The sequence below is a fragment of the Pseudomonas putida genome, assembly GCF_016406145.1.
Taxonomy (GTDB): domain Bacteria; phylum Pseudomonadota; class Gammaproteobacteria; order Pseudomonadales; family Pseudomonadaceae; genus Aquipseudomonas; species Aquipseudomonas putida_E.
In genome coordinates this window covers 3513318-3533365 of sequence record NZ_CP066306.1, presented here as the reverse complement: position 1 = coordinate 3533365, position 20048 = coordinate 3513318, and the positions used below count along the sequence as shown (strand labels likewise).

Sequence of the window (20048 nt, the reverse complement as noted above, 5' to 3'; positions counted from 1 at the left end):
GGTTCTCCTGGGCCTTAAAGTGCTTTGCTCACCTGGATGTCGCTGATCTTGTCGGCGTCGTCGCCGTGGATCTTGCGCAGGGCATCGAGTGCCTGCTCGTGCGAGGCATCGGGCATGACGGCGAAATCCCAGCGGCGTTCGCCGTCGAGCTTGTATTTGATGACGTACTTGATGTTCTGGGTCATGGCGGTCTTATCTGAGTTTGGACGACGAACGACGGATGACCTTGATCTTGTGGGTCAAGGTCGGCTTGCGCGTTACCGAGATCGGGCGGGTGGTCACGGTGTCGATGGTGATGTTCCAGAAACCGGTGCTGGGTACCGTGATCTTGGCCGGAAAACGCTCGAAGTGGCCGCCGTGGTAAGTGTGTCGGCCGCCATTTTTGAAGCTGCGGAAGTTGGCGTCGTTCATCAGGCGGATGTTGCAGCGTTGAGAGCACTCGATGACAACGATGTCGTCCTCGTTGAGATGCTCGCGCTGGTGTACGAATTTCATGGGGTGCTCCGCAAAGTCGGGTTCTGCAAACGCGAACGATACCACGATGTCGGGATTGGCTGGCGCGCCTTATGGCATGGGGCTAGATAAATCTGCCAAAGCACGGAGCAAAAGTGCCTGGCCGTGGTCTGATGCATTCCTGATAGCTGAGGTATGCCAAATGAAGTGGATGGTGGCGGCGTTGTCCCTGACGCTGGGTGGTTGTGTCAGCGTTTCCGAGCTGGAGCAGTCGCACGAAACGATGGATGTGATCTCTGGCAAGACGCCCCGCGAGTATGCCGACTGTGTCAAGCAGGAGCTGGCGAACACCCGTGATCCCTTGGTCGAAGAGCAGCGCGACGATGGCCTGCGGTTGATCGTGCCGCAAAAGCTGACTGCCGGCGCCGGGCCAGCGGCACTGGTGGACATCGAGGAACGTGGCAGCGGCAGCAGCATCAAGCTGCATGAACGCTTGAACAACTTCCCGCTGCGCCTTGGTGATGTGCGCACGGCGGCGACCAAGTGCATCTCTGGCGGTTGATCTGGCTCAACTAAAGCGCGGTTAACAAGGCCAATTGCCATCTGTTGGTCGGGTTGGCGTTGTTGGCAATTCCCTGGCGGGGCTAGTATCCATTTGCTTATGTGTTTTAAGCCTAAGCTTATAACAAAAGAAATGGAGATTCGTGATGACCCCGTTGAGTCGAGTCCTGATCGGCAGCCTGCTGATCCTGGCCTGGCCCATGGCGCACGCCGCCGATGGCCAGAAGATCTTCACCCAGGGTGGCGCCAACCCCGCCGCCATGGCTTGTATGGGCTGCCATGGTGCGGACGGCAAGGGCATAGCCGCCGCTGGGTTCCCACGTTTGGCCGGCCTGCCGGCCGGCTACCTGAGCAAGCAGTTGCATGACTGGCGTGCCGGCAGCCGTAAACAGGCAGTGATGGAGCCGCTGGCCAAAGCCTTGACCGAGGATGAGATCACGGCCGTCAGCGACTACCTGGCCAGCCTGCCTGGCGACCCGACCCCCGGCTTGCGCCGCCAGCAAATCGCAGACGACCCCACCACCCGACTGGCCCTTTACGGCGACTGGAGCCGCAATATTCCCGGTTGCGTGCAATGCCATGGCCCTGGTGGCAGTGGAGTTGGCGAGCACTTTCCGCCCTTGGCCGGGCAGCCTGCCAGCTACCTGGTGGCGCAACTCAACGGCTGGCGCGATGGCAGCCGCAGCAACGACCCCAATCAGCTGATGGTCGGTGTGGCCAAGGCCATGACCGATCAAGAGGTCATGGCAATTGCCGAATTCTTTGCCAAACCCGCCAGCCAGGAGGTCAAGCCATGAAAGTATTGATGCCAGCGTTGCTGCTGTCGGCCATGGGGCATGCTGTTGCGGCGCCCATCGCCATGGAAGACCAGTCGCAGCTGAATATTCCGGCTGCCCAGGCCGCAACGCAGTTCGAGCCTCCTGCTGAAAGCGAACTGCCAGACAACGCCTTCGGCAAAATGGTGCGCGAAGGCCATGCGCTGTTCGTCGACACCCGCCGACTGATGCCCGAGGCGGTGGGTAATGGCATGAACTGCAGCAACTGTCACCTGGACCAAGGCCGCTTGGCACACTCCGCGCCGATGTGGGGTGCTTACCCGATGTACCCGGCATATCGCAAGAAGAACGACAAGGTCAACACCTACGCCGAACGTATCCAAGGCTGCTTCCAGTTCAGCATGAACGGCAAGCCCCCCGCCGCCGACAGCCCGCAGATGACTGCGCTGTCGGCCTATGCCTACTGGCTGTCCACCAAAGCGCCTACGGGTGTGGAGATCGCCGGGCGTGGGTACCCTGAAGTACCGCAACCCCAGGGTGGCTACGACTTCAAGCGCGGCCAGCAGGTCTACCGCGAACAGTGCGCCATCTGCCACGGTGATAATGGCGAGGGGCAGAAAGTGGCCGGCGAATACGTGATGCCGCCCTTGTGGGGCAAGGATTCCTACAACTGGGGCGCCGGCATGCACCGGATCAATACGGCGGCCTCCTTCATCAAGCACAACATGCCGCTGGGCCGGCCAGGCAGCCTGAGTGATCAGCAGGCGTGGGATGTGGCGGCCTGGGTCAATCGCCACGAACGGCCGCAGGACCCTCGGCTGGTGGATGGCTCTGTCGAGAAAACCCGGGTGAAGTTCCATGCCAACGACGGGGTCAACCTGTATGGGCAGAAGGTCGAGGGGGTGCTGATCGGGCAGGGAACCGGTAGCTGACGCGCTCATCCTTGGCCTCACTGTTCTGTCATCCCGCCGTCACCGCGTTGCAACCCCCGTGGGGTAGCAATGTCCGCTATCTCACTCAAGGAGCGCGGCCATGGACCTCTGTGTGATCGGGGCAGGGTATGTAGGGCTGGTGACGGCAGCCTGTTTCGCCGGGATGGGCAACCGGGTGGTGTGCCTGGAGCGCGACCCGCACCGCCTGGCACAACTGCGTCAGGGCCAGTGTCCGATCCATGAACCGGGGCTGCAGGCACTGCTGCAGTCTGGGGTCGGCCAAGGGCTGCTGAGCTTCAGCGACCAGTGGCAGCCGTCGCTGGCCAAGGCGCAGGTGGTGTTCATCGCTGTCGGCACGCCCAGCCAGGAAGATGGCTCGGCCGATCTGGAGCACGTGCTGGCCGTGGCCGACAGCCTTGGCCGCCATTTGCCGCGCAGTTGCCTGGTGGTCAACAAGTCCACCGTGCCAGTCGGCACCGCAGAGCGCGTGGCCCGGCACGTGATGCAGGGCCTGCGCGACCGCAGCGCCGGTTTTACTGTCGAGGTGGCGAGCAACCCGGAGTTTCTCAAGGAAGGCAGCGCCATCGACGATTTCATGCGCCCGGACCGCATCATCATCGGCACGGACAACGAGGCAGCACGGCAGTGCCTGCAACGCCTCTACGCGCCCTTTGTGCGCAATCGCGAACGTATCCTGGTGATGTCCCCGCGTGCGGCCGAGTTCAGCAAGTACGCAGCCAATGCCTTCCTGGCAACCAAAATATCGTTCATCAATGAACTTGCCGGGCTGTGCGCACACCTGGGCGTGGACATAGAACAAGTGCGCCACGGCATTGGTAGCGACCGGCGCATCGGCAGCCATTTCATCTATGCCGGCTGTGGTTATGGGGGGTCATGCTTCCCGAAGGATATCCGCGCGTTGGTCCGCACAGCCGAGCAGCAAGGTTATCAGCCTGCAATCCTGCGGGCAGTACAAGCGCGCAACGATCAGCAGAAAACCCTGTTGTTCACCGCGCTGCAGCAGCATTTCGGTGGGTTCATGCGTGGGCGTACCGTGGCGGTATGGGGGCTGGCTTTCAAACCGGGCACCGATGACCTGCGCGAAGCGCCCAGCCTGGTGCTGCTCGATGCCTTGCTGGCCGCAGGTACACGCGTGCAGGCCTGTGACCCGGTGGCGCTGGCCGGGGTTGCCGAGCGCTATGCGCAGGCGCTGGCCAATGGCCAACTGAAACTCACCGATGACCCCTACGCCTGCGTGGAAGGTGCCGATGCACTGGCCCTGGTGACTGAATGGAAGCAGTTCCGCCAACCGGATTTCAGCCGTGTGCGCGGGCTGATGCGCATGCCGGTGATATTTGATGGCCGTAATATTTACGATCCCTTGGAACTATCTACACTGGGTTATCTCTATCATGGCATCGGTCGGCCGCAGGCGGGGCATTGTAAGGTGACTGCCGCCTGATTAGACTGCGCCGAATTCCACAGGCTCTGCCTTTGTTTAAGGACGTATATGATCAAGAAATGCTTGTTCCCGGCAGCCGGTTACGGCACTCGCTTCCTGCCTGCTACCAAAGCCATGCCCAAGGAAATGCTGCCGGTGGTCAACAAGCCACTGATCCAGTATGGCGTTGAAGAGGCCCTGGACGCTGGCCTGAACGAGATTTCCATTGTCACCGGCCGCGGCAAGCGCGCCCTGGAAGACCACTTCGACATCAGCTACGAGCTGGAAAACCAGATCAAAGGCACCGACAAGGAAAAATACCTGGTCGGCATCCGCCGCCTGCTCAACGAGTGCTCGTTCTCCTACACCCGCCAGACCGAAATGAAAGGCCTGGGCCACGCCATTCTGACCGGCCAGCCGCTGATCGGTGACGAACCGTTTGCCGTGGTGCTGGCGGACGACCTGTGCGTCAACCCGGAAGGTGATGGCGTACTGACCCAGATGGTCAAGCTGTACAACCAGTTCCGCTGCTCGATCATCGCCATCCAGGAAGTCGATCCGCAGGAAACCAACAAGTACGGCGTGATTGCCGGCGACATGATCCGCGATGACATCTTCCGTGTGACCAACATGGTCGAAAAGCCTGCGCCGGAAGACGCCCCATCTAACCTGGCGATCATCGGCCGCTACATCCTGACCCCGGATATCTTCGATATCATCCGCAACACCCCACCGGGCAAGGGCGGCGAGATCCAGATCACCGACGCACTGATGCAGCAGGCACAGAACGGCTGCGTGATCGCCTACAAGTTCAAGGGCCAGCGTTTCGACTGCGGTGGCGCCGAAGGCTATATCGACGCGACCAATTTCTGCTTCGAGAACTACTACAAGACTGGCAAGGCTTACTGATAAGCCCCTGCAGGTCGACGAGCCACCCTTCGGGGTGGCTTTTTTGTTTGTGGCGGCCAACGGCGGTATGCTGAGCGCCAGCCAAGGAGACTGAATACATGGCCTACGATTTTGATCTGTTCGTGATTGGTGCCGGGTCCGGTGGTGTGCGAGCGGCACGCTTCGCCGCGGGCTTTGGCGCAAAAGTGGCGGTGGCCGAGAGCCGCTACCTGGGTGGCACCTGCGTCAACGTTGGTTGTGTGCCCAAGAAGCTGCTGGTGTATGGCGCCCACGTCGCCGATGAGCTTGAGCAGGCAGCCGGCTACGGCTGGTCCTTGGAAGAGGGCCACTTCGACTGGGGTACCCTGATCGCCAACAAGAACCGCGAAATCGAGCGCCTCAACGGCATCTATCGCAACCTGCTGGTCAACAGCGGCGTGACCTTGCTGGAAGGCCATGCGCGCATCACCGGCGCCAACGAAGTGGAAGTGCAAGGCCAGCGCTACAGCGCCGGGCACATCCTCATCGCTACGGGTGGCTGGCCACAGGTGCCGGATATCCCGGGCAAAGAACTGGCCATCACCTCCAACGAGGCGTTCTACCTCAAAGAACTGCCACGCCGGGTGCTGGTGGTGGGGGGCGGCTATATCGCGGTCGAGTTTGCCGGCATTTTCCAAGGCCTGGGCGCCGCCACCACCTTGCTGTACCGCGGCGAGATGTTCCTGCGCGGCTTCGACGGCTCGGTGCGTACCCACCTGAAGGAAGAACTGGAAAAACGCGGCATGGACTTGCAGTTCAATGCCGATATCCAGCGCATCGAGCAGCTTGAGGACGGCAGCCTCAAGGCCACGCTCAAGGATGGCCGCGAGCTGGTCACCGATTGTGTGTTCTACGCCACCGGCCGACGCCCGATGCTCGACAACCTGGGCCTGGAGAACACCGGTGTGGAGCTGGACGCGCGCGGTTATATCCGCGTCGACGAGCAGTACCAGACCACCGCCCCGTCGATCCTGGCCATTGGTGATGTGATTGGCCGCGTGCAGCTCACCCCGGTCGCCCTGGCCGAAGGCATGGCCGTGGCGCGGCGCCTGTTCAAACCCGAGCAGTACCGCCCGGTGGATTACCAGAACATCCCCACCGCAGTTTTCAGCCAGCCGCCGATCGGTACCGTGGGCCTGACTGAAGAGCAGGCGCTGGAAGCCGGGCACAAGGTGCAGGTCTTCGAGAGCCGCTTCCGCGCCATGAAGCTGACCCTCACCGACATCCAGGAAAAGACCCTGATGAAGCTGGTGGTGGACGCCGAGACCGACAAGGTGCTGGGCTGCCACATGGTCGGCCCTGATGCCGGCGAGATCATCCAGGGGTTGGGTGTTGCCCTGAAGGCAGGCGCTACCAAGCAGCAGTTCGACGAGACCATTGGCGTGCACCCGACGGCGGCGGAAGAGTTCGTCACCATGCGGACCGTTACGCGCTAAACCTCACGGACCCCATCGCCGGCAAGCCGGCTCCCACAGGTACGGCCCAGCTCTCAAGCTCGGCGCTGTACTTGTGTGTTGGCTTGCCAGCTATAAGGCTATTGAATGCTTGCGCAATCCTTTGCTCAGCCCAATCCCTTCTATTAATAAACCTCGCTTATAGCCAAAACCAATCGCAAGCATGAGGTTTGCCAATGAGCCTTCGTGGCGACCAGCGGTTAGGATTCTCTCCGTCAACTGATTTCAACCCCATGAAGGAGCGTCTCTCATGCCTATCATCAACAGCCAGGTCAAACCGTTCAACGCCACCGCCTTCCACAACGGCGAATTCGTTCAGGTAAGCGAAGCCGACCTGAAGGGCAAGTGGTCTGTCGTGTTCTTCTACCCGGCCGACTTCACTTTCGTCTGCCCGACCGAGCTGGGTGACCTTGCTGACAACTACGCCGAGTTCCAAAAGCTGGGCGTGGAAATCTACGGTGTGTCCACCGACACCCACTTCACCCACAAAGCCTGGCACGACACTTCCGACACCATCAGCAAGATCAAGTACCCGCTGATCGGTGACCCGACCCACGTCATCTCGCGCAACTTCGACGTGCTGATCGAAGAAGCCGGCATGGCCGATCGCGGTACCTTCGTGATCAACCCGGAAGGCCAGATCAAGATCGTCGAAATCAACGACGGTGGTGTAGGCCGCGACGCCAGCGAGCTGCTGCGCAAGGTCAAGGCTGCCCAGTACATCGCCGCTCACCCAGGCGAAGTCTGCCCAGCCAAGTGGAAAGAAGGCGAAGCTACCCTCGCGCCATCCCTGGACCTGGTCGGCAAAATCTAAGACCGTGCGCCAGTCGTGGGCGGTGAGCAGCCGCCAAAGCTGAAGTACTCACTGCCCCGCCAAACGCCCGGGCGCTATTGCCTGGGCGTTTTTGTATCCGAAGATTGAAAAAGGAATCGCCCGTATGTTGGACGCCACGCTTAAATCGCAACTGAAAACCTACCTGGAGCGGGTCACCCAGCCGATCGAGATCGTTGCTTCCCTCGACGACGGCGCGAAGTCCCGCGAATTGCACGACCTGCTGGTGGAAATTGCCAGCCTGTCGAACCTCATTACCTTGAGCGCGGACGGCACCGACGCCCGTCGGCCTTCGTTCTCGCTCAACCGCCCGGGCGCTGACATCAGCCTGCGTTTTGCCGGCATCCCCATGGGCCACGAATTCACCTCCCTGGTGCTGGCGCTGCTGCAAGTTGGCGGCCACCCCTCCAAGGCCAGTGCCGAAGTGATCGAGCAGATCCAGGCCTTGGAAGGCGAGTTCACCTTCGAGACCTACTTCTCGCTGTCGTGCCAGAACTGCCCGGACGTGGTCCAGGCGCTGAACCTGATGGCGGTGCTCAACCCGAACGTACGCCACGTGGCCATCGACGGTGCGCTGTTCCAGGATGAAGTCGAGTCGCGCAAGATCATGGCAGTGCCCAGCATCTACCTGAACGGCGAAGTGTTCGGCCAGGGGCGCATGGGCCTGGAAGAAATCCTCGGCAAGATCGACACCAACGCCGGCACCCGCCAGGCCGAAAAGATCAACGCCAAGGACGCCTTTGATGTGCTGGTGGTCGGCGGTGGCCCCGCCGGTGCCGCGGCCGCCATCTACGCAGCACGCAAAGGCATCCGTACCGGTGTCGCTGCCGAGCGCTTCGGCGGCCAGGTGCTCGATACCATGGCCATCGAGAACTTCATCTCGGTGCAGGAAACCGAGGGGCCGAAACTGGCAACTGCACTGGAAGAGCACGTCAAGCAGTACGACGTCGACATCATGAACCTGCAGCGCGGTGAAGCACTGATTCCTGCCACCGACGGCGGCCTGCACGAAGTACGCCTTGCCGGCGGTGCCTCGCTCAAAGCCAAGACTGTGATCCTCGCCACCGGCGCCCGCTGGCGCGAAATGAACGTGCCGGGTGAGCAGGAATACCGCGCCCGTGGCGTGGCTTACTGCCCGCACTGCGACGGCCCGTTGTTCAAGGGCAAGCGTGTGGCGGTGATCGGCGGCGGCAACTCCGGCGTGGAAGCAGCCATTGACCTGGCAGGCATCGTCGCCCAGGTGACGTTGATCGAATTCGACAGCCAGCTGCGTGCCGATGCCGTGCTGCAGCGCAAGTTGCACAGCCTGCCGAACGTCAAGGTGATCACCAGCGCGCTGACCACCGAAGTGGTGGGCAATGGCGAGAAGGTAACCGGCCTGCGCTACAAGGACCGTACCACCGACGAGCAGCATGACCTGGCGCTGGAAGGTATCTTTGTGCAGATCGGCCTGTTGCCTAACACCGACTGGCTCAAGGGGACGGTCGAGCTGTCGCCGCGCGGTGAGATCATCGTCGATGCCAGAGGTGCGACCAGCATCCCGGGCGTGTTCGCAGCCGGCGATGTGACCACCGTGCCGTACAAACAGATCGTCATTGCGGTGGGCGAGGGTGCCAAGGCATCGCTGGCGGCCTTCGATCACCTGATCCGTACCTCGGCGCCGGCGTAATCCTGAAAACCGGGGGTGTCTATGCTTACTGCAGACACCCTCGGGAATTCAAGCCATGACCCTGATCAGCCGCGAACCCTGGTGGCTAGTGCCACCCCAGCCCGGGCAGCAGGAGCAGGACCTGCACTGGGGTTACCTGGAAATCTACGCAGACGGCCGTACCGTGTTCGTCGACCAGCGCCCCAGTGACCGGGAAATGGCCGAGCGCAAAAGCTGCCGCAACTTCCCAGAACCGGAACACTGAGTGGCTTAGCCTTCAAGTTCGGCCAGGCGCGCCTCCAGCGCGGCAATCCTTGCTTCCAAGGCTTCGATCCTTTCTTCCGACACATTGCCGCCACTGCTGCGCGCCCCACCTTCCTGCTGGCGAGCGGCAAGAATCTGCTCGATTTCTGCCGGGTCACCCAGTGCATGGGTATAGCGGTCTTCGCGCTGGCCAGCCTGGCGTGGCAGGTGCAGTGCCAGGCCGCGGGAGATCAGGCGCTCCAGCTGGTGCTGGATCTGTTCGGTGTCATCGAAGTCGTGCAAGCGGTTGCTACGGGTCAGCAGCTCGTTGAGGGTTTGCGGCCCACGCAGGAACATCAGGCCCATCAGTATCAGCTGGGCCGGTACCAGCTCCAGTGCCTTGTCCACCCGTTGCTCCCAACGGTCAGCGCGGCTGCCCATCTGCAGCCGGGTCATGTCCTGGCTTTCCAGGGCACGCAGCGCCTGGCCAACCTGGCCCTGGGTCAGGTTCATGACAGGCTCACGGCTGGTCTTCTGGTTGCAGGCCAGCACCAGGGCATTGAGAGTCAGTGGGTAGCTTTCAGGGCTGGTGGCCTGTTTTTCGATCAGCGCGCCAAGAATGCGGATCTCGGTACTGCTGAAGCGGCCTTCGTCTGCGGTTTGATTTTCTGACATGGCCAAGTCTCATTGCGAGGAAAAGGCCACTAGCGTAGGTAAAGCGCCCGGGTTAAGCAATCACTGCCCCATCGCCGGCAAGCCGGCGCCCACAGACTGGCCCTGAACTCAAGGCATGTGCAGAGCCTGTGGGGCTGCAGTGTTGCTTGATTTCAAACCTTGACGCCATCTATTGTGGGCCGGCTTGCCGGCGAATGGGCCGCTACGCGGCCCTGGCTATCTCAAGCACTACGGCGCTCTTGCGCCTGGCAGGCCGCCGCAGTGAATAGCACGTCGGTCGAAGAATTCAGCGCAGTCTCTGCCGAATCCTGCAGCACGCCAATGATGAAGCCCACAGCCACCACCTGCATGGCGATTTCGCTGGGAATGCCGAACAGGCTGCACGCCAGCGGGATCAGCAGCAGCGAACCGCCAGCCACGCCTGACGCACCACAGGCGCAGACCGCCGCCACCATGCTCAGCAGCACCGCGGTAGGCAGGTCGACCGGGATGCCCAGCGTATGCACCGCTGCCAGGGTCAGCACGGTGATAGTGATGGCCGCGCCAGCCATGTTGATGGTCGCACCCAGCGGGATCGACACCGAGTAGGTGTCCTCATGCAGGCCCAGGCGCTCGGACAGTGCCAGGTTGACCGGAATGTTGGCCGCCGAACTGCGGGTGAAGAAGGCCGTGATACCGCTCTCGCGCAGGCACAGCAGCGTCAGTGGGTAAGGGTTGCGGCGGATCTTCCAGAACACGATCAGCGGGTTCATCACCAGCGCCACGAACAGCATGCAGCCGATCAGCACTGCCAGCAGGTGCAGGTAGCCAAGCAGGGCATCGAGGCCTGACTGGGCGAGTGTCGAGCTGACCAGGCCGAAAATGCCCAACGGGGCGAAGCGGATGACCACCCGTACTATCAGGGTTACACCGTTGGACAGGTCCTCGACCACGGTGCGGGTGGTTTCGCCGGCATGGCGCAGGGCCACGCCCAAACCGATGGCCCAGGTCAGCACACCAATGAAATTGGCGTTGAGCAGGGCGTTTATCGGGTTGTCGACGGCGCTCAGCACCAGGTTTTGCAGCACTTCACCGATACCGCCAGGCGCGCTCAGGGTGACATCGCCGGCGCTCAGGGCAAGCTGCGAAGGGAACAGCATGCTGGCGACAACGGCCACCACTGCAGCGGAGAAGGTGCCCAGCAGGTACAGCCAGAGAATCGGGCGGATGTGGGTTTCCTGGCCATGGCGATGGTTGGCGATCGAAGCCATGACCAGAATGAACACCAGCACCGGCGCGACTGCTTTCAGGGCGCTGACGAACACCTTGCCGAGAAAGCCCAGGTCGAGGGCGATGGCTGGCGCAAGCAAGGCCAGGGCAATACCGGCGATCAGGCCGATGACGATCTGGGTCACCAGGCTGGTGCGGTTGAGGACGCGGAGGAGGGGGGACATGTGCTGCGCTATCTCGGTATCTTGAAAGGGCGTGACTTTACCATAGACCTTGGTAGGGCCGTCCCGGCCTCTTTGCGTTCACCAATGGAACAGCTCCCGACGCGCCCCCTCGGTAATGGCCACGATCCCGGGGTGCTTGACCTTGCGCTCAACTGAGATGGCGTAGAACGACTCGTGCACCGCCTCGGTCTGCCCGATCAGCTCCACCCCGTACTGGCGGCACACTTCCTCGGCAATCACACTGGGAGCCACGAAGATCCCGCTGCCCGACTGGCCGAATGCCTGCATCAAGGCGCTGTCGTCGAATTCGCCGATTATCCGCGGCTGCACCTGCTGCTCTCCAAGCCAGCGCAGCAGCCGGCTGCGCACCACCGTCTCCTGGCCCGGGATCAGCAATGGTGCATCGTGCAGGCAGCCAGGAAAGACGCCAGCGTGGCGTTGGGCCAAGGCTTTTGTCGCAAAGAAGCTCAAACCGCACTCCCCGAGCTTCTGGCTGTAACCCTTAATATCCAGGTGGTTGGGCATCGGGCTGTCGGATATCACCAGGTCCAGGCGCTGGATCGCCAGGTCTGCCAGCAGGCGTTCGAGTTTGTCCTCCCGGCAGTTGATGCGCAGCACATCGTCCAGCTCCATGGTGGGCGCGAGCAGACGATAGACGATCGATTTGGGCACAACGTCGGCAACCCCCACGCGAAACAGGATCTGTTCCTGCGGGCCGGCGCGCAACATGGCCTCCAGTTCACCGCCGATCTGGAACATCTGCTCGGCGTAGACCAAGGTCTGGCGACCGGTTTCGGTCAGTTCCAGCTGCCGCCCGACCCGCTGGAACAGCTCCAGGCCGTAGGTCTGCTCGAACAGGCTGATTTGACCGCTGATGGTCTGGGGGGTCAGGTTCAGTTGCTCACTGGCGCGGGCGATGCTGCCGGTCTTGGCTACGGCCCAGAAATAGTGAAGCTGTCGATAGTTGAGCATCACTGGGTTCCCGATTCGTTAAAACCGAAGTATAACCGCTGAAAATACGAATTTTCCTGATGTATCGGCATCTTTAGAATTCGACGCCATCAGGCGCATTGCGCGCCGCCGGGATATCGACAAGCGAGGACCCCATGCTGCAATTCAAATCCATTGGCACACCCTTGGTGCTAGCCTTGGCACTGATGAGCCTGGCAGGCTGCGACCAGGCCGAGAAATCTGCCCAGCAGATGCTCGACCAGGCCGCCAAATCGGCCAAGCAGGCCATCGATGACACCAACGAAGCGGCGCAGCAGGCGCTGAGCGACGCTATCGGCACCGAAGGGCAGAAGCCCAAGGACGCCGACCAGCAAGATAAAACCCAGGACATCTGACCCAGAAACGTTGCAGGACTGAAAAATGGAATATTTGCTGGAACTCGCCGCAAGCCCCACCGCCTGGGTAGCCCTTGCCACACTGGTGGCCATGGAAGTCGTACTGGGCATCGATAACCTGATCTTCATCTCGATCCTGACCAACAAGTTGCCGGTCGAATACCGTTCCAAGGCACGCCGTATCGGTATCAGCATGGCCTTGATCATGCGTTTGGCGCTGCTCAGCACGGTGGCGTGGATCGTTCAGTTGACCGACCCGGTATTCGAAGTGTTCGGTAATGCCTTCTCCTGGAAGGACGTGATCCTGATTGCCGGTGGCCTGTTCCTGCTGTGGAAAGCAACCAAGGAAATCCACGAAAACGTCGACCCGCACGGCGCCAAGGAAGAAGCCAAGGTGTCCTCCACGGTTACCCTGGGCTTCGCGGCCGCGATCTTCCAGATCCTGCTGCTGGACATCGTGTTCTCGGTTGACAGCATCATCACCGCTGTGGGCATGACCGAGCACCTGCCGATCATGATCATTGCCGTGATCACTGCCGTGATCGTCATGATGGTGGCCGCTGACCCGTTGGCGAACTTCATCAACGACAACCCGACCGTGGTCATGTTGGCCCTGGGCTTCCTGATCATGATCGGCATGACCTTGATCGCTGAAGGTTTCGGTGCCCATGTGCCAAAAGGTTACGTGTATGCGGCAATGGCCTTCTCGACGGCGATCGAAGTGCTCAACATCCTGGCCCGCCGGGCACGGATGAAGCGCGAAGCGACCGAAGGCTGATTCATGGCGGGGGCGCTTTGCGCCCCATTCGCCGGCAAGCCGGCTCCAGGTCGCTTGACTGGCTGGCATCCGCCGGCATGCCCCTTCCAGGAAGGGTGCAACTGACGCTTACGCCGCTTCGACCTTGCGCGGCGCCATGAAGTACAACCACACAAGTGCAATGAAATACATCGCCGGGATCATGGTGAACAGCACTGCGTAGTTGTTATTGGTAACCGTCAGCACGGTGCCGACGATCTGCGTCATGAACATGCCGCCGATGGCCGCACACATGCTGCCAAAGCCGAACACCGTGCTTATCAGGTGCTTGGGCGTGTAATCCATCAGCAGGCTCCATATATTCGCCGTCCAGGCCTGGTGCGCGCCGACCGCCACGGCAATGGCAAGCACCGCTACCCACAGGCCACTGGCGTTGGCGGCGAAGGTCACGCTGATCATGGTGCAGGCGAAGATGAACATCGATATCAGGCGTGCCCGTGTGGCGCGTACCCCACGGCCTATCAGCCAGGACGACAGGATGCCGCCGCCAATGCTGCCGAAGTCGGCCGTGAGCCAGATCAGGATCAGCGGTATGCCCATCTGGGTCACGCTGATGCCCAAGTTGTACTGCTGGTTGAGAAAAGGTGGCAGCCAGTACAGGTAGAACCAGAACACCGGTGCGGTGATCGCGAACGCCACCGCGAAGGCCCAGGTACCGCGCATGCGCATGATGCGGCTGAAGGGCACACGTACCGCCTCAGGCTCGGCCTCACGCTGGATGTACTCCAGCTCGCTCTGGCGCACAGTCGGGTGCTCTTCAGGGTTGAAGTATTTCAAGCCCCAGAACACCACCCAGACCAGGCCCAGGCAACCCATGGCGATAAAGGCGGCCTGCCAGCCCCAGGCGGCCAGGATCACTGGCAGCAGCGCCGGGGTGACCATCGCGCCAACGTTGGTACCGGCGTTGAACAGCCCGGTGGCGATGGCCCTTTCACCCGCGGGGAACCACAGCCGCGTGGTCTTCACACAAGCCGGATAGTTGGCGGCTTCGGTCAGGCCGAGGATGAAGCGGCAGACCATGAAGCCTGCGGCCGATGTGGCAAGGCCATGGGCACCGGTGGCCAGGCTCCAGAGCAGTACCGCCATGAAAAATGCGCGTTTTACGCCGATTTTGTCGATCAACCGGCCCTGCAGCAGGAAGCCGATGGCGTAACCCACCTGGAACCAGAAGTTTATATTGGCGTAGTCCATCGCCGTCCAGCTCATGTCCTTGGCCAGCATGGGCTGCATGATGCCGAGGGCGGCACGGTCGATGTAGTTCAGTGTGGTGGCGAAGAACACCAGGGCGAGCATGCCCCAGCGCGTCTTGCCGACAGCAAAGGCGTCGCGAATCTTGCTGCCCATGGAAGCATGGGGAATAGGAGGCATGGCCGATGTCCCTGTTTCTTGAAATTGTAATGAGCTGCTGGATGCTTCTGGCCTGCGGGTTTGGCTCAAGGCAGAGAGCACCCGCAAGGCCGTGGCATGGTGAGCAGTGAAGCAGGGACCGTCAATGCCAGAAACCGCGCTACCGTTCGATAACCGAACGATTGCCGTCCGTCATTATTTTGTGGGAAAGAACCGATATCTCTACATAAAGTTGTACATGAAAATATACTTGTACAATATTTGGATATTCCGGTCTTCAGAGTATGGCCATGCGAAGCACTATCCCAGCCCTCAATCTGTTCGTGCTTGCCGCTGCGCTTGCTGTCATGCCACCCGCGGTGGCGGACTGGCGGCCAGCGGTGCCCGAGGCGCGCAGCGTCGGCAGCGGTGAGTTCACCTGGTTTGGCCTGCGTGTCTATACCGCCCGTTTGTGGAGCGCCGGCTCGCCGCAGGGCTGGAGTGAGCCGTTTGCCCTGGAACTTCTTTACCACCGGGGGTTATCACGCGAGGCGTTGGTGCAGGCCAGTCTGGATGAAATGCGTCGCCTGAGCGACCGTCCTTTACCCGAGGCCACTCTTGCGCGTTGGGAGCAAGCTATGAATGAAGCGTTCGTCGATGTGCGCCCGGGCATGCGCATCACCGGGGTGTACCTGCCGGGGCAGGGCTCCCGGTTCTATGTCGATGGTCAACTGCGTCGCGAAATCGCCGACCCGGCGTTTGCCAGGGCATTTTTTGCCATCTGGCTGGACCCGCGGGCCCGGGACCCTCAATTGCGCCAGCGCCTGCTCGGCCTGGCCGGTAATGATCAAGGAGATTGAACATGCGAAGAGTGTTGCTATTGGTTGGCTGCTTGCTGCTCGGCAGTTGCGGCAATGTCGAAGTCGACCATTACGCCCGTGAAAAGCCGGCGCTCGACCTGGTCACGTTCTTCTCCGTGCCGGTGCAGGCCTGGGGCATGTTCCAGAATCGCTCGGGGGAGGTGGTCAAACGCTTCGATGTGCGCATCGACAGCCGCCGCGAAGGTGACCGGCTGATCCTTGACGAGCACTTTGTGTACAGCGACGGTACGCGTCAGCGGCGCATCTGGACCCTGACCCCGGACGGCCCCGGGCGCTGGCGTGGACGTGCGGGCGATGTGATCGGCGAGGCCCGCGGCGAGGTTGCGGGCAATGCCTTGCACTGGCGCTACCGGCTGGACCTGCCGGTCGACGGCCGGCATTGGGAAATGGATATCGATGACTGGATGTACCTGATGGATGAAGACACCCTGATCAACCGCTCGAGCATGCGCAAATTGGGTGTGGAAGTCGGGCAGATCACCTTGTTTTTCCGCCGCCTGCCAACGACATCGCCGTGACTCAGGCTGCTCTCGCCAGACGTAGCATCAACGGAAATGCCACCGCCCAGATCGGTGCCAGTATCAGGGCGGTAGGCAGGGGACCCATCGGCAGTTCCACACCGGCTAGCCGCGCCCCCGCCAGGTAGGCCAACGGCCCACCGAAAAGTCCAAGCATCCCCCCGAGCCACAGAGGGCGGGCAGCCCAAGCCAGGCTGTGGCGTAACCCGCTGGCCAACACCAGCCACATAAGGGCCAGCCAGCCGGGCAGGGGCCACTGGGCAAAAGCGAATACCCCCAATGCCCCCAGCAGACTGTCCAATAGACATCCTGCAAGCCCTATCGCCAGCAGCGCACGCACTTCTGCGCGACGCTCATGGCAATAACCCAAATGCAGCGCCAGGCCTAACGGTACCAGAGCAAGCAGCCAGGGCTTGTGGGCGCCGAGTACACACACCCACCAGCCAGCCTGCAACCACACTGCGTTGGCGATAAGCCAGGTACGTGACATGTTCAGGCACCTGGCAAAGGCGCCCGACGGGCTTGCGGCGCGGCCCACAGCAATTGCGCCACGCCAATGGCACGCTCCTCGAAACCACCCTGGCAGTAACACAGGTAGAACTCCCACAGGCGCTGGAACGTTTCGTCGTAACCCAGTTCCTTGAGTGCCGTGCGCGCCTGGCGCAGGTTATCGCGCCAGTGGCGCAAGGTGCGCGCATAGTCCTGGCCAAAGTCCTCCATATGCAACAGGTTCAACCCGGTCTTGCGGCTGGCGGTGTCCAGCAGCACGCTCAGTGATGGCAGCGCACCGCCTGGGAATATGTAGCGCTGGATGAAGTCCACCGAACGCCGCGCCTGGGCGTAACGCTGGTCGCGAATGGTGATGGCCTGCAGCAGCATCAGGCCATCCTCCTTGAGCAGTGCGGCGCACTGGCGGAAGTAGGTGGGCAGGTAACGGTGGCCGACGGCTTCGATCATCTCGATCGAAACCAGCTTGTCGAAGCGCCCGCTCAGGTCGCGGTAGTCCTCGCGCAGCACCGTGATGCGTTGCGTAAGGCCCAGCGCTTGCACCCGTTGCAGGGTATGGGCGTACTGCGCCTCGGACAGCGTCGTGGTGGTGACGCGGCAGCCATACTTAGTGGCAGCATGGATGGCCAGGCTGCCCCAGCCGGTGCCGATTTCCAGCAGGTGTTCGTGGGGTTGGAGTTCGAGCTTCTGGCAGATGCGTTCAAGCTTGTTCAGTTGCGCCTGCTCCAGGGTTTGCTCGGCGCTCTCGAACTGCGCCGCCGAGTACATCATGGTTGGGTCGAGCAGGCGTTCGAACAAGGCGTTGCCCAGGTCGTAATGGGCCAGGATGTTGCGCCGTGAACCGCGTCGGCTGTTGCGGTTGAGCCGGTGCAGCAAGTGCAGGGCCGGGCGTGCCAGGCGGGCCAACCCGCCCTCCATGGCATCGAGCACCTCGAGGTTGGCGACGAACACACGGGTGACTGCGGCCAGGTCGGGTGTGCGCCAGTAGCCATGGATATAGCCTTCCCCGGCGCCGATCGAGCCATTACTGGCGACCAGGCTCCAAGCGGCCTCGTCAACGATTTCGACCTGGGCGTGCAGAGCACTGCCGGCTTCACCGAAGGTCCACTGACGATCATTGCAGATGACTCGCAAACTGCCGCGGGCCAAGCCGCGCAACTGGGCCAGCACGGCGGTTCTGGCCAGGTTGCCAAGCAGCGGTGTCAGGCCGGTGGACTTGCTAACGCTCAGGGTGGGCTCGGTCATCATCTAACTCCTTGGAGGCGGCTTGGCCCAGGCTCAGGTTACCCAGGCTGGCGCTATGGTCGTGGATGGGCGTGCGCTTGAGCAGTAGCTGCAAGGCCTGCCAGTAGATGGCCGCTACGGTACGCAGGCTCATCCAGGGGAAGCTCAGGATATGGCGGTGCAGGGCGGCGCGATCCAGCGGCCCGCGTTGCAGCGCAAGGTCGGCATCGAACACCTTTTGCCCCTTGCGCCAATTTTCCATGTGGACGTGAACGCGCCGCGCATCAAGCAAGAAACGCAGGCGATACTCCATGTCCAGGGGCATGAACGGCGACACATGGAACGCCTTGGCCACGGAAAACCCGGTAGACAGGCCGTCTTGCACCGGCAATACGTAGTGAAAGCGCTCGCGCCATGGCGTGTTGCGCACCTCCAGCAGGATCGCCTGCAGCTGGCCGGCGTGGTCGTGGCAGAAGTAGACACTCACCGGGTTGAACGAAAGCCCCCAGCAGCGCGGCTGGGTTAGCAGGTGTACGGCGCCTTCAGGCGTTTGCCCGGTGGCCTGGCCGACCAATTGCCGAGCGGCCTGGGCCAATGGCATGCCATTGCGGGTAAGCGCCGGCAGGTAATCGCTTTCGCGCCAGCTCAGCGGCGCCAGTCGCGACCGCCCTAGCCAGCGGCTGAGGCTGAGCAGGCGGGGTTGTTCATCCAGGTCCAGGTAGAACATGCCGATCCGATAGCGGAAGGCATGCGGGCGCGGTGTCAGGCGCCTATGGCTGACCCAGCCGTGGCACAGGCTGCTGATCACAAGCTTTCCCCAAAAAACTCAGCCACTTTCAAGGCGCTGACCACGCCGTCCTCGTGGAAGCCGTTGGCCCAGTAGGCGCCGCAGAAGTAGCTGTGCTGTCGGCCCTGCAGTTCAGCCTGTCGGGCCTGGGCCGCGAGGGCGACGAGGCTGTACTGCGGGTGCGCGTAGTTGAAGCGGGCGAGGATCTGCGTCGGGTCCACCAGCGCGGTCTGGTTCAGGCTCACGCAGAAGGTCACCGGCGCTTCGATACCTTGCAGGATGTTCATCGCGTAGGTCAGCGCGGCCGGTGCCTGCTGCGGGCCGCCGAGTCGGTAGTTCCAACTGGCCCAGGCTTTGCGTCGGGTTGGCAGCAGTCGGGTGTCGGTGTGCAGCACCACATCGTTACTGGCATAGGTGATGGCGCCGAGTACTGCGCGCTCATCGGCACTGGGCGCCTCCAGCAAGGCCAAAGCCTGATCGCTGTGGCAGGCGAACACCACGTTGTCGAAGCGCTCGCTGCCGGCTGCGCTGAACACGGTCACGCCGCCTTCGTCACGGCTGACACGGTCAACAGGGCAGTTGAGGCGGATGCGCTCGGCAAATGGCTTGCACAACGGTGCCAGGTAACTGCGCGAGCCACCCTCGATCACCCGCCATTGCGGGCGGTTGCTCACCGATAGAAGGCCGTGGTTACGGCAAAAGCGCACGAAGAACTGCAGCGGAAAACCGAGCATGTCGGCGCGTGACATCGACCAGATAGCCGAGCCCATCGGCACGATGTAGTGGTCGATGAAGCGCTGGCCATATCCCTGCGTCTGCAGGTAGCCACCCAGGGTGGTGGCTTCGTCGATACGCTGGCTGTCCAGGTCGGCAAGGACCTTGCGGTTGAAGCGCAGGATATCGCGCAGCATGCCCCAGAAGCCTGGCGATAACAGGTTGCTGCGCTGGGCGAACAGCGTGTTCAGGTCATGGCCGTTGTATTCGAAACCGCTACGCGGGTCATGTACCGAAAAGCTCATTTCAGTGGGCCTGGAGGCAACTTTGAGCTGGTCGAGCAGGCGGATGAAGTGCGGGTAGGTCCAGTCGTTGAAGACGATAAAACCGGTGTCCACTGCGTACTGTTGGCCACCCCATTGGACATCGACAGTATGCGTGTGGCCACCAATCCAGTCGGCGGCCTCGAATACAGTGACTTCATGCCGCCGAGAGAGCAGATAGGCACAAGTAAGGCCGGCAATACCGCTACCGATGATTGCGATGCGCATGT

At 61.8% G+C, this 20048-nt stretch carries 23 protein-coding genes; 13 read left to right on the top strand and 10 right to left on the bottom strand.

What is annotated here, in order from left to right:
* Nucleotides 1-14: 14 nt before the first annotated feature.
* A complete protein-coding gene (locus JET17_RS16200) occupies nucleotides 15-185 on the bottom strand; it encodes a hypothetical protein (protein ID WP_012315041.1) in 171 nt (56 codons plus the stop codon).
* Between the two features lie 7 nt (nucleotides 186-192).
* Nucleotides 193-495: a DUF1883 domain-containing protein gene (locus tag JET17_RS16195; RefSeq protein WP_012315040.1), complete on the bottom strand. Its 303-nt coding sequence runs from the start codon at nucleotides 493-495 to the stop codon at nucleotides 193-195.
* Between the two features lie 160 nt (nucleotides 496-655).
* Between JET17_RS16195 and JET17_RS16190 the strand changes: the two genes are divergently transcribed.
* From JET17_RS16190 to JET17_RS16150, 9 genes are all read left to right on the top strand, one after another.
* The gene (locus tag JET17_RS16190) at nucleotides 656-1015 is read left to right on the top strand and encodes a hypothetical protein (protein ID WP_012315039.1); all 360 of its coding nucleotides are present in this window, start codon (nucleotides 656-658) and stop codon (nucleotides 1013-1015) included.
* Between the two features lie 145 nt (nucleotides 1016-1160).
* Entirely contained in the window at nucleotides 1161-1811 is a 651-nt protein-coding gene (locus JET17_RS16185; RefSeq protein ID WP_012315038.1) for a c-type cytochrome, read from the top strand.
* Nucleotides 1808-2722, top strand: a complete 915-nt coding sequence (locus tag JET17_RS16180; protein ID WP_012315037.1) for a c-type cytochrome — start codon at nucleotides 1808-1810, stop codon at nucleotides 2720-2722. Before JET17_RS16185 ends, JET17_RS16180 begins: the two co-directional genes overlap by 4 nt.
* A gap of 100 nt (nucleotides 2723-2822) precedes the next feature.
* Nucleotides 2823-4184: a UDP-glucose dehydrogenase family protein gene (locus tag JET17_RS16175; RefSeq protein WP_012315036.1), complete on the top strand. Its 1362-nt coding sequence runs from the start codon at nucleotides 2823-2825 to the stop codon at nucleotides 4182-4184.
* Between the two features lie 48 nt (nucleotides 4185-4232).
* Nucleotides 4233-5072: a UTP--glucose-1-phosphate uridylyltransferase GalU gene (gene galU, locus JET17_RS16170; protein WP_012315035.1), complete on the top strand. Its 840-nt coding sequence runs from the start codon at nucleotides 4233-4235 to the stop codon at nucleotides 5070-5072.
* 98 nt (nucleotides 5073-5170) lie between these two features.
* Entirely contained in the window at nucleotides 5171-6526 is a 1356-nt protein-coding gene (gorA, locus tag JET17_RS16165) for a glutathione-disulfide reductase (protein WP_012315034.1), read from the top strand.
* 268 nt (nucleotides 6527-6794) lie between these two features.
* Nucleotides 6795-7358, top strand: coding sequence for an alkyl hydroperoxide reductase subunit C (ahpC, locus tag JET17_RS16160; protein WP_012315033.1), 564 nt, complete (start codon nucleotides 6795-6797; stop codon nucleotides 7356-7358).
* A gap of 124 nt (nucleotides 7359-7482) precedes the next feature.
* The gene (gene ahpF / locus JET17_RS16155; protein WP_012315032.1) at nucleotides 7483-9045 is read left to right on the top strand and encodes an alkyl hydroperoxide reductase subunit F; all 1563 of its coding nucleotides are present in this window, start codon (nucleotides 7483-7485) and stop codon (nucleotides 9043-9045) included.
* Nucleotides 9046-9100: 55 nt separating this feature from the next.
* Nucleotides 9101-9289: a hypothetical protein gene (locus JET17_RS16150; protein WP_012315031.1), complete on the top strand. Its 189-nt coding sequence runs from the start codon at nucleotides 9101-9103 to the stop codon at nucleotides 9287-9289.
* A 5-nt stretch (nucleotides 9290-9294) separates the two neighbouring features.
* On the opposite strand, the gene JET17_RS16145 is transcribed toward JET17_RS16150, so the two are convergent.
* The 3 genes from JET17_RS16145 to nhaR form a co-directional block, all read right to left on the bottom strand.
* Nucleotides 9295-9942 (bottom strand): YceH family protein, encoded by a 648-nt coding sequence (locus JET17_RS16145; RefSeq protein ID WP_012315030.1) that lies wholly within the window; start codon nucleotides 9940-9942, stop codon nucleotides 9295-9297.
* A gap of 221 nt (nucleotides 9943-10163) precedes the next feature.
* A complete protein-coding gene (sstT, locus tag JET17_RS16140; protein WP_012315029.1) occupies nucleotides 10164-11375 on the bottom strand; it encodes a serine/threonine transporter SstT in 1212 nt (403 codons plus the stop codon).
* A 78-nt stretch (nucleotides 11376-11453) separates the two neighbouring features.
* On the bottom strand, nucleotides 11454-12347 hold the full coding sequence (gene nhaR, locus JET17_RS16135; protein WP_012315028.1) for a transcriptional activator NhaR: 894 nt from the start codon (nucleotides 12345-12347) through the stop codon (nucleotides 11454-11456).
* 134 nt (nucleotides 12348-12481) lie between these two features.
* On the opposite strand from nhaR, the gene JET17_RS16130 reads away from it, so the two are divergent.
* Nucleotides 12482-12721 (top strand): hypothetical protein, encoded by a 240-nt coding sequence (locus JET17_RS16130; protein ID WP_012315027.1) that lies wholly within the window; start codon nucleotides 12482-12484, stop codon nucleotides 12719-12721.
* A 25-nt stretch (nucleotides 12722-12746) separates the two neighbouring features.
* Entirely contained in the window at nucleotides 12747-13499 is a 753-nt protein-coding gene (locus JET17_RS16125) for a TerC family protein (protein WP_012315026.1), read from the top strand.
* 108 nt (nucleotides 13500-13607) lie between these two features.
* Here JET17_RS16125 and JET17_RS16120 read toward each other — a convergent pair whose 3' ends face one another.
* Nucleotides 13608-14906 (bottom strand): MFS transporter, encoded by a 1299-nt coding sequence (locus JET17_RS16120; RefSeq protein ID WP_012315025.1) that lies wholly within the window; start codon nucleotides 14904-14906, stop codon nucleotides 13608-13610.
* A 263-nt stretch (nucleotides 14907-15169) separates the two neighbouring features.
* Here JET17_RS16120 and JET17_RS16115 point away from each other — a divergent pair, with 263 nt between their 5' ends.
* A complete protein-coding gene (locus JET17_RS16115) occupies nucleotides 15170-15724 on the top strand; it encodes a chalcone isomerase family protein (protein ID WP_012315024.1) in 555 nt (184 codons plus the stop codon).
* 2 nt (nucleotides 15725-15726) lie between these two features.
* Nucleotides 15727-16263: a DUF3833 domain-containing protein gene (locus JET17_RS16110; protein WP_012315023.1), complete on the top strand. Its 537-nt coding sequence runs from the start codon at nucleotides 15727-15729 to the stop codon at nucleotides 16261-16263.
* Between the two features lies 1 nt (nucleotide 16264).
* On the opposite strand, the gene JET17_RS16105 is transcribed toward JET17_RS16110, so the two are convergent.
* The 4 genes from JET17_RS16105 to JET17_RS16090 are packed head-to-tail and all read right to left on the bottom strand — an operon-like array spanning nucleotide 16265 to nucleotide 20046.
* Nucleotides 16265-16753, bottom strand: coding sequence for a DUF2878 domain-containing protein (locus JET17_RS16105; protein ID WP_012315022.1), 489 nt, complete (start codon nucleotides 16751-16753; stop codon nucleotides 16265-16267).
* 2 nt (nucleotides 16754-16755) lie between these two features.
* Entirely contained in the window at nucleotides 16756-18015 is a 1260-nt protein-coding gene (locus JET17_RS16100; RefSeq protein WP_042111550.1) for an SAM-dependent methyltransferase, read from the bottom strand.
* Nucleotides 17990-18802 carry a DUF1365 domain-containing protein gene (locus tag JET17_RS16095; RefSeq protein WP_012315020.1) on the bottom strand — a complete coding sequence of 271 codons (813 nt, stop codon included), beginning with the start codon at nucleotides 18800-18802 and terminating at the stop codon, nucleotides 17990-17992. The genes JET17_RS16100 and JET17_RS16095 overlap by 26 nt, the downstream gene beginning before the upstream one ends.
* Entirely contained in the window at nucleotides 18799-20046 is a 1248-nt protein-coding gene (locus JET17_RS16090) for an NAD(P)/FAD-dependent oxidoreductase (protein WP_012315019.1), read from the bottom strand. The genes JET17_RS16095 and JET17_RS16090 overlap by 4 nt, the downstream gene beginning before the upstream one ends.
* Between the last annotated feature and the right edge of the window lie 2 nt (nucleotides 20047-20048).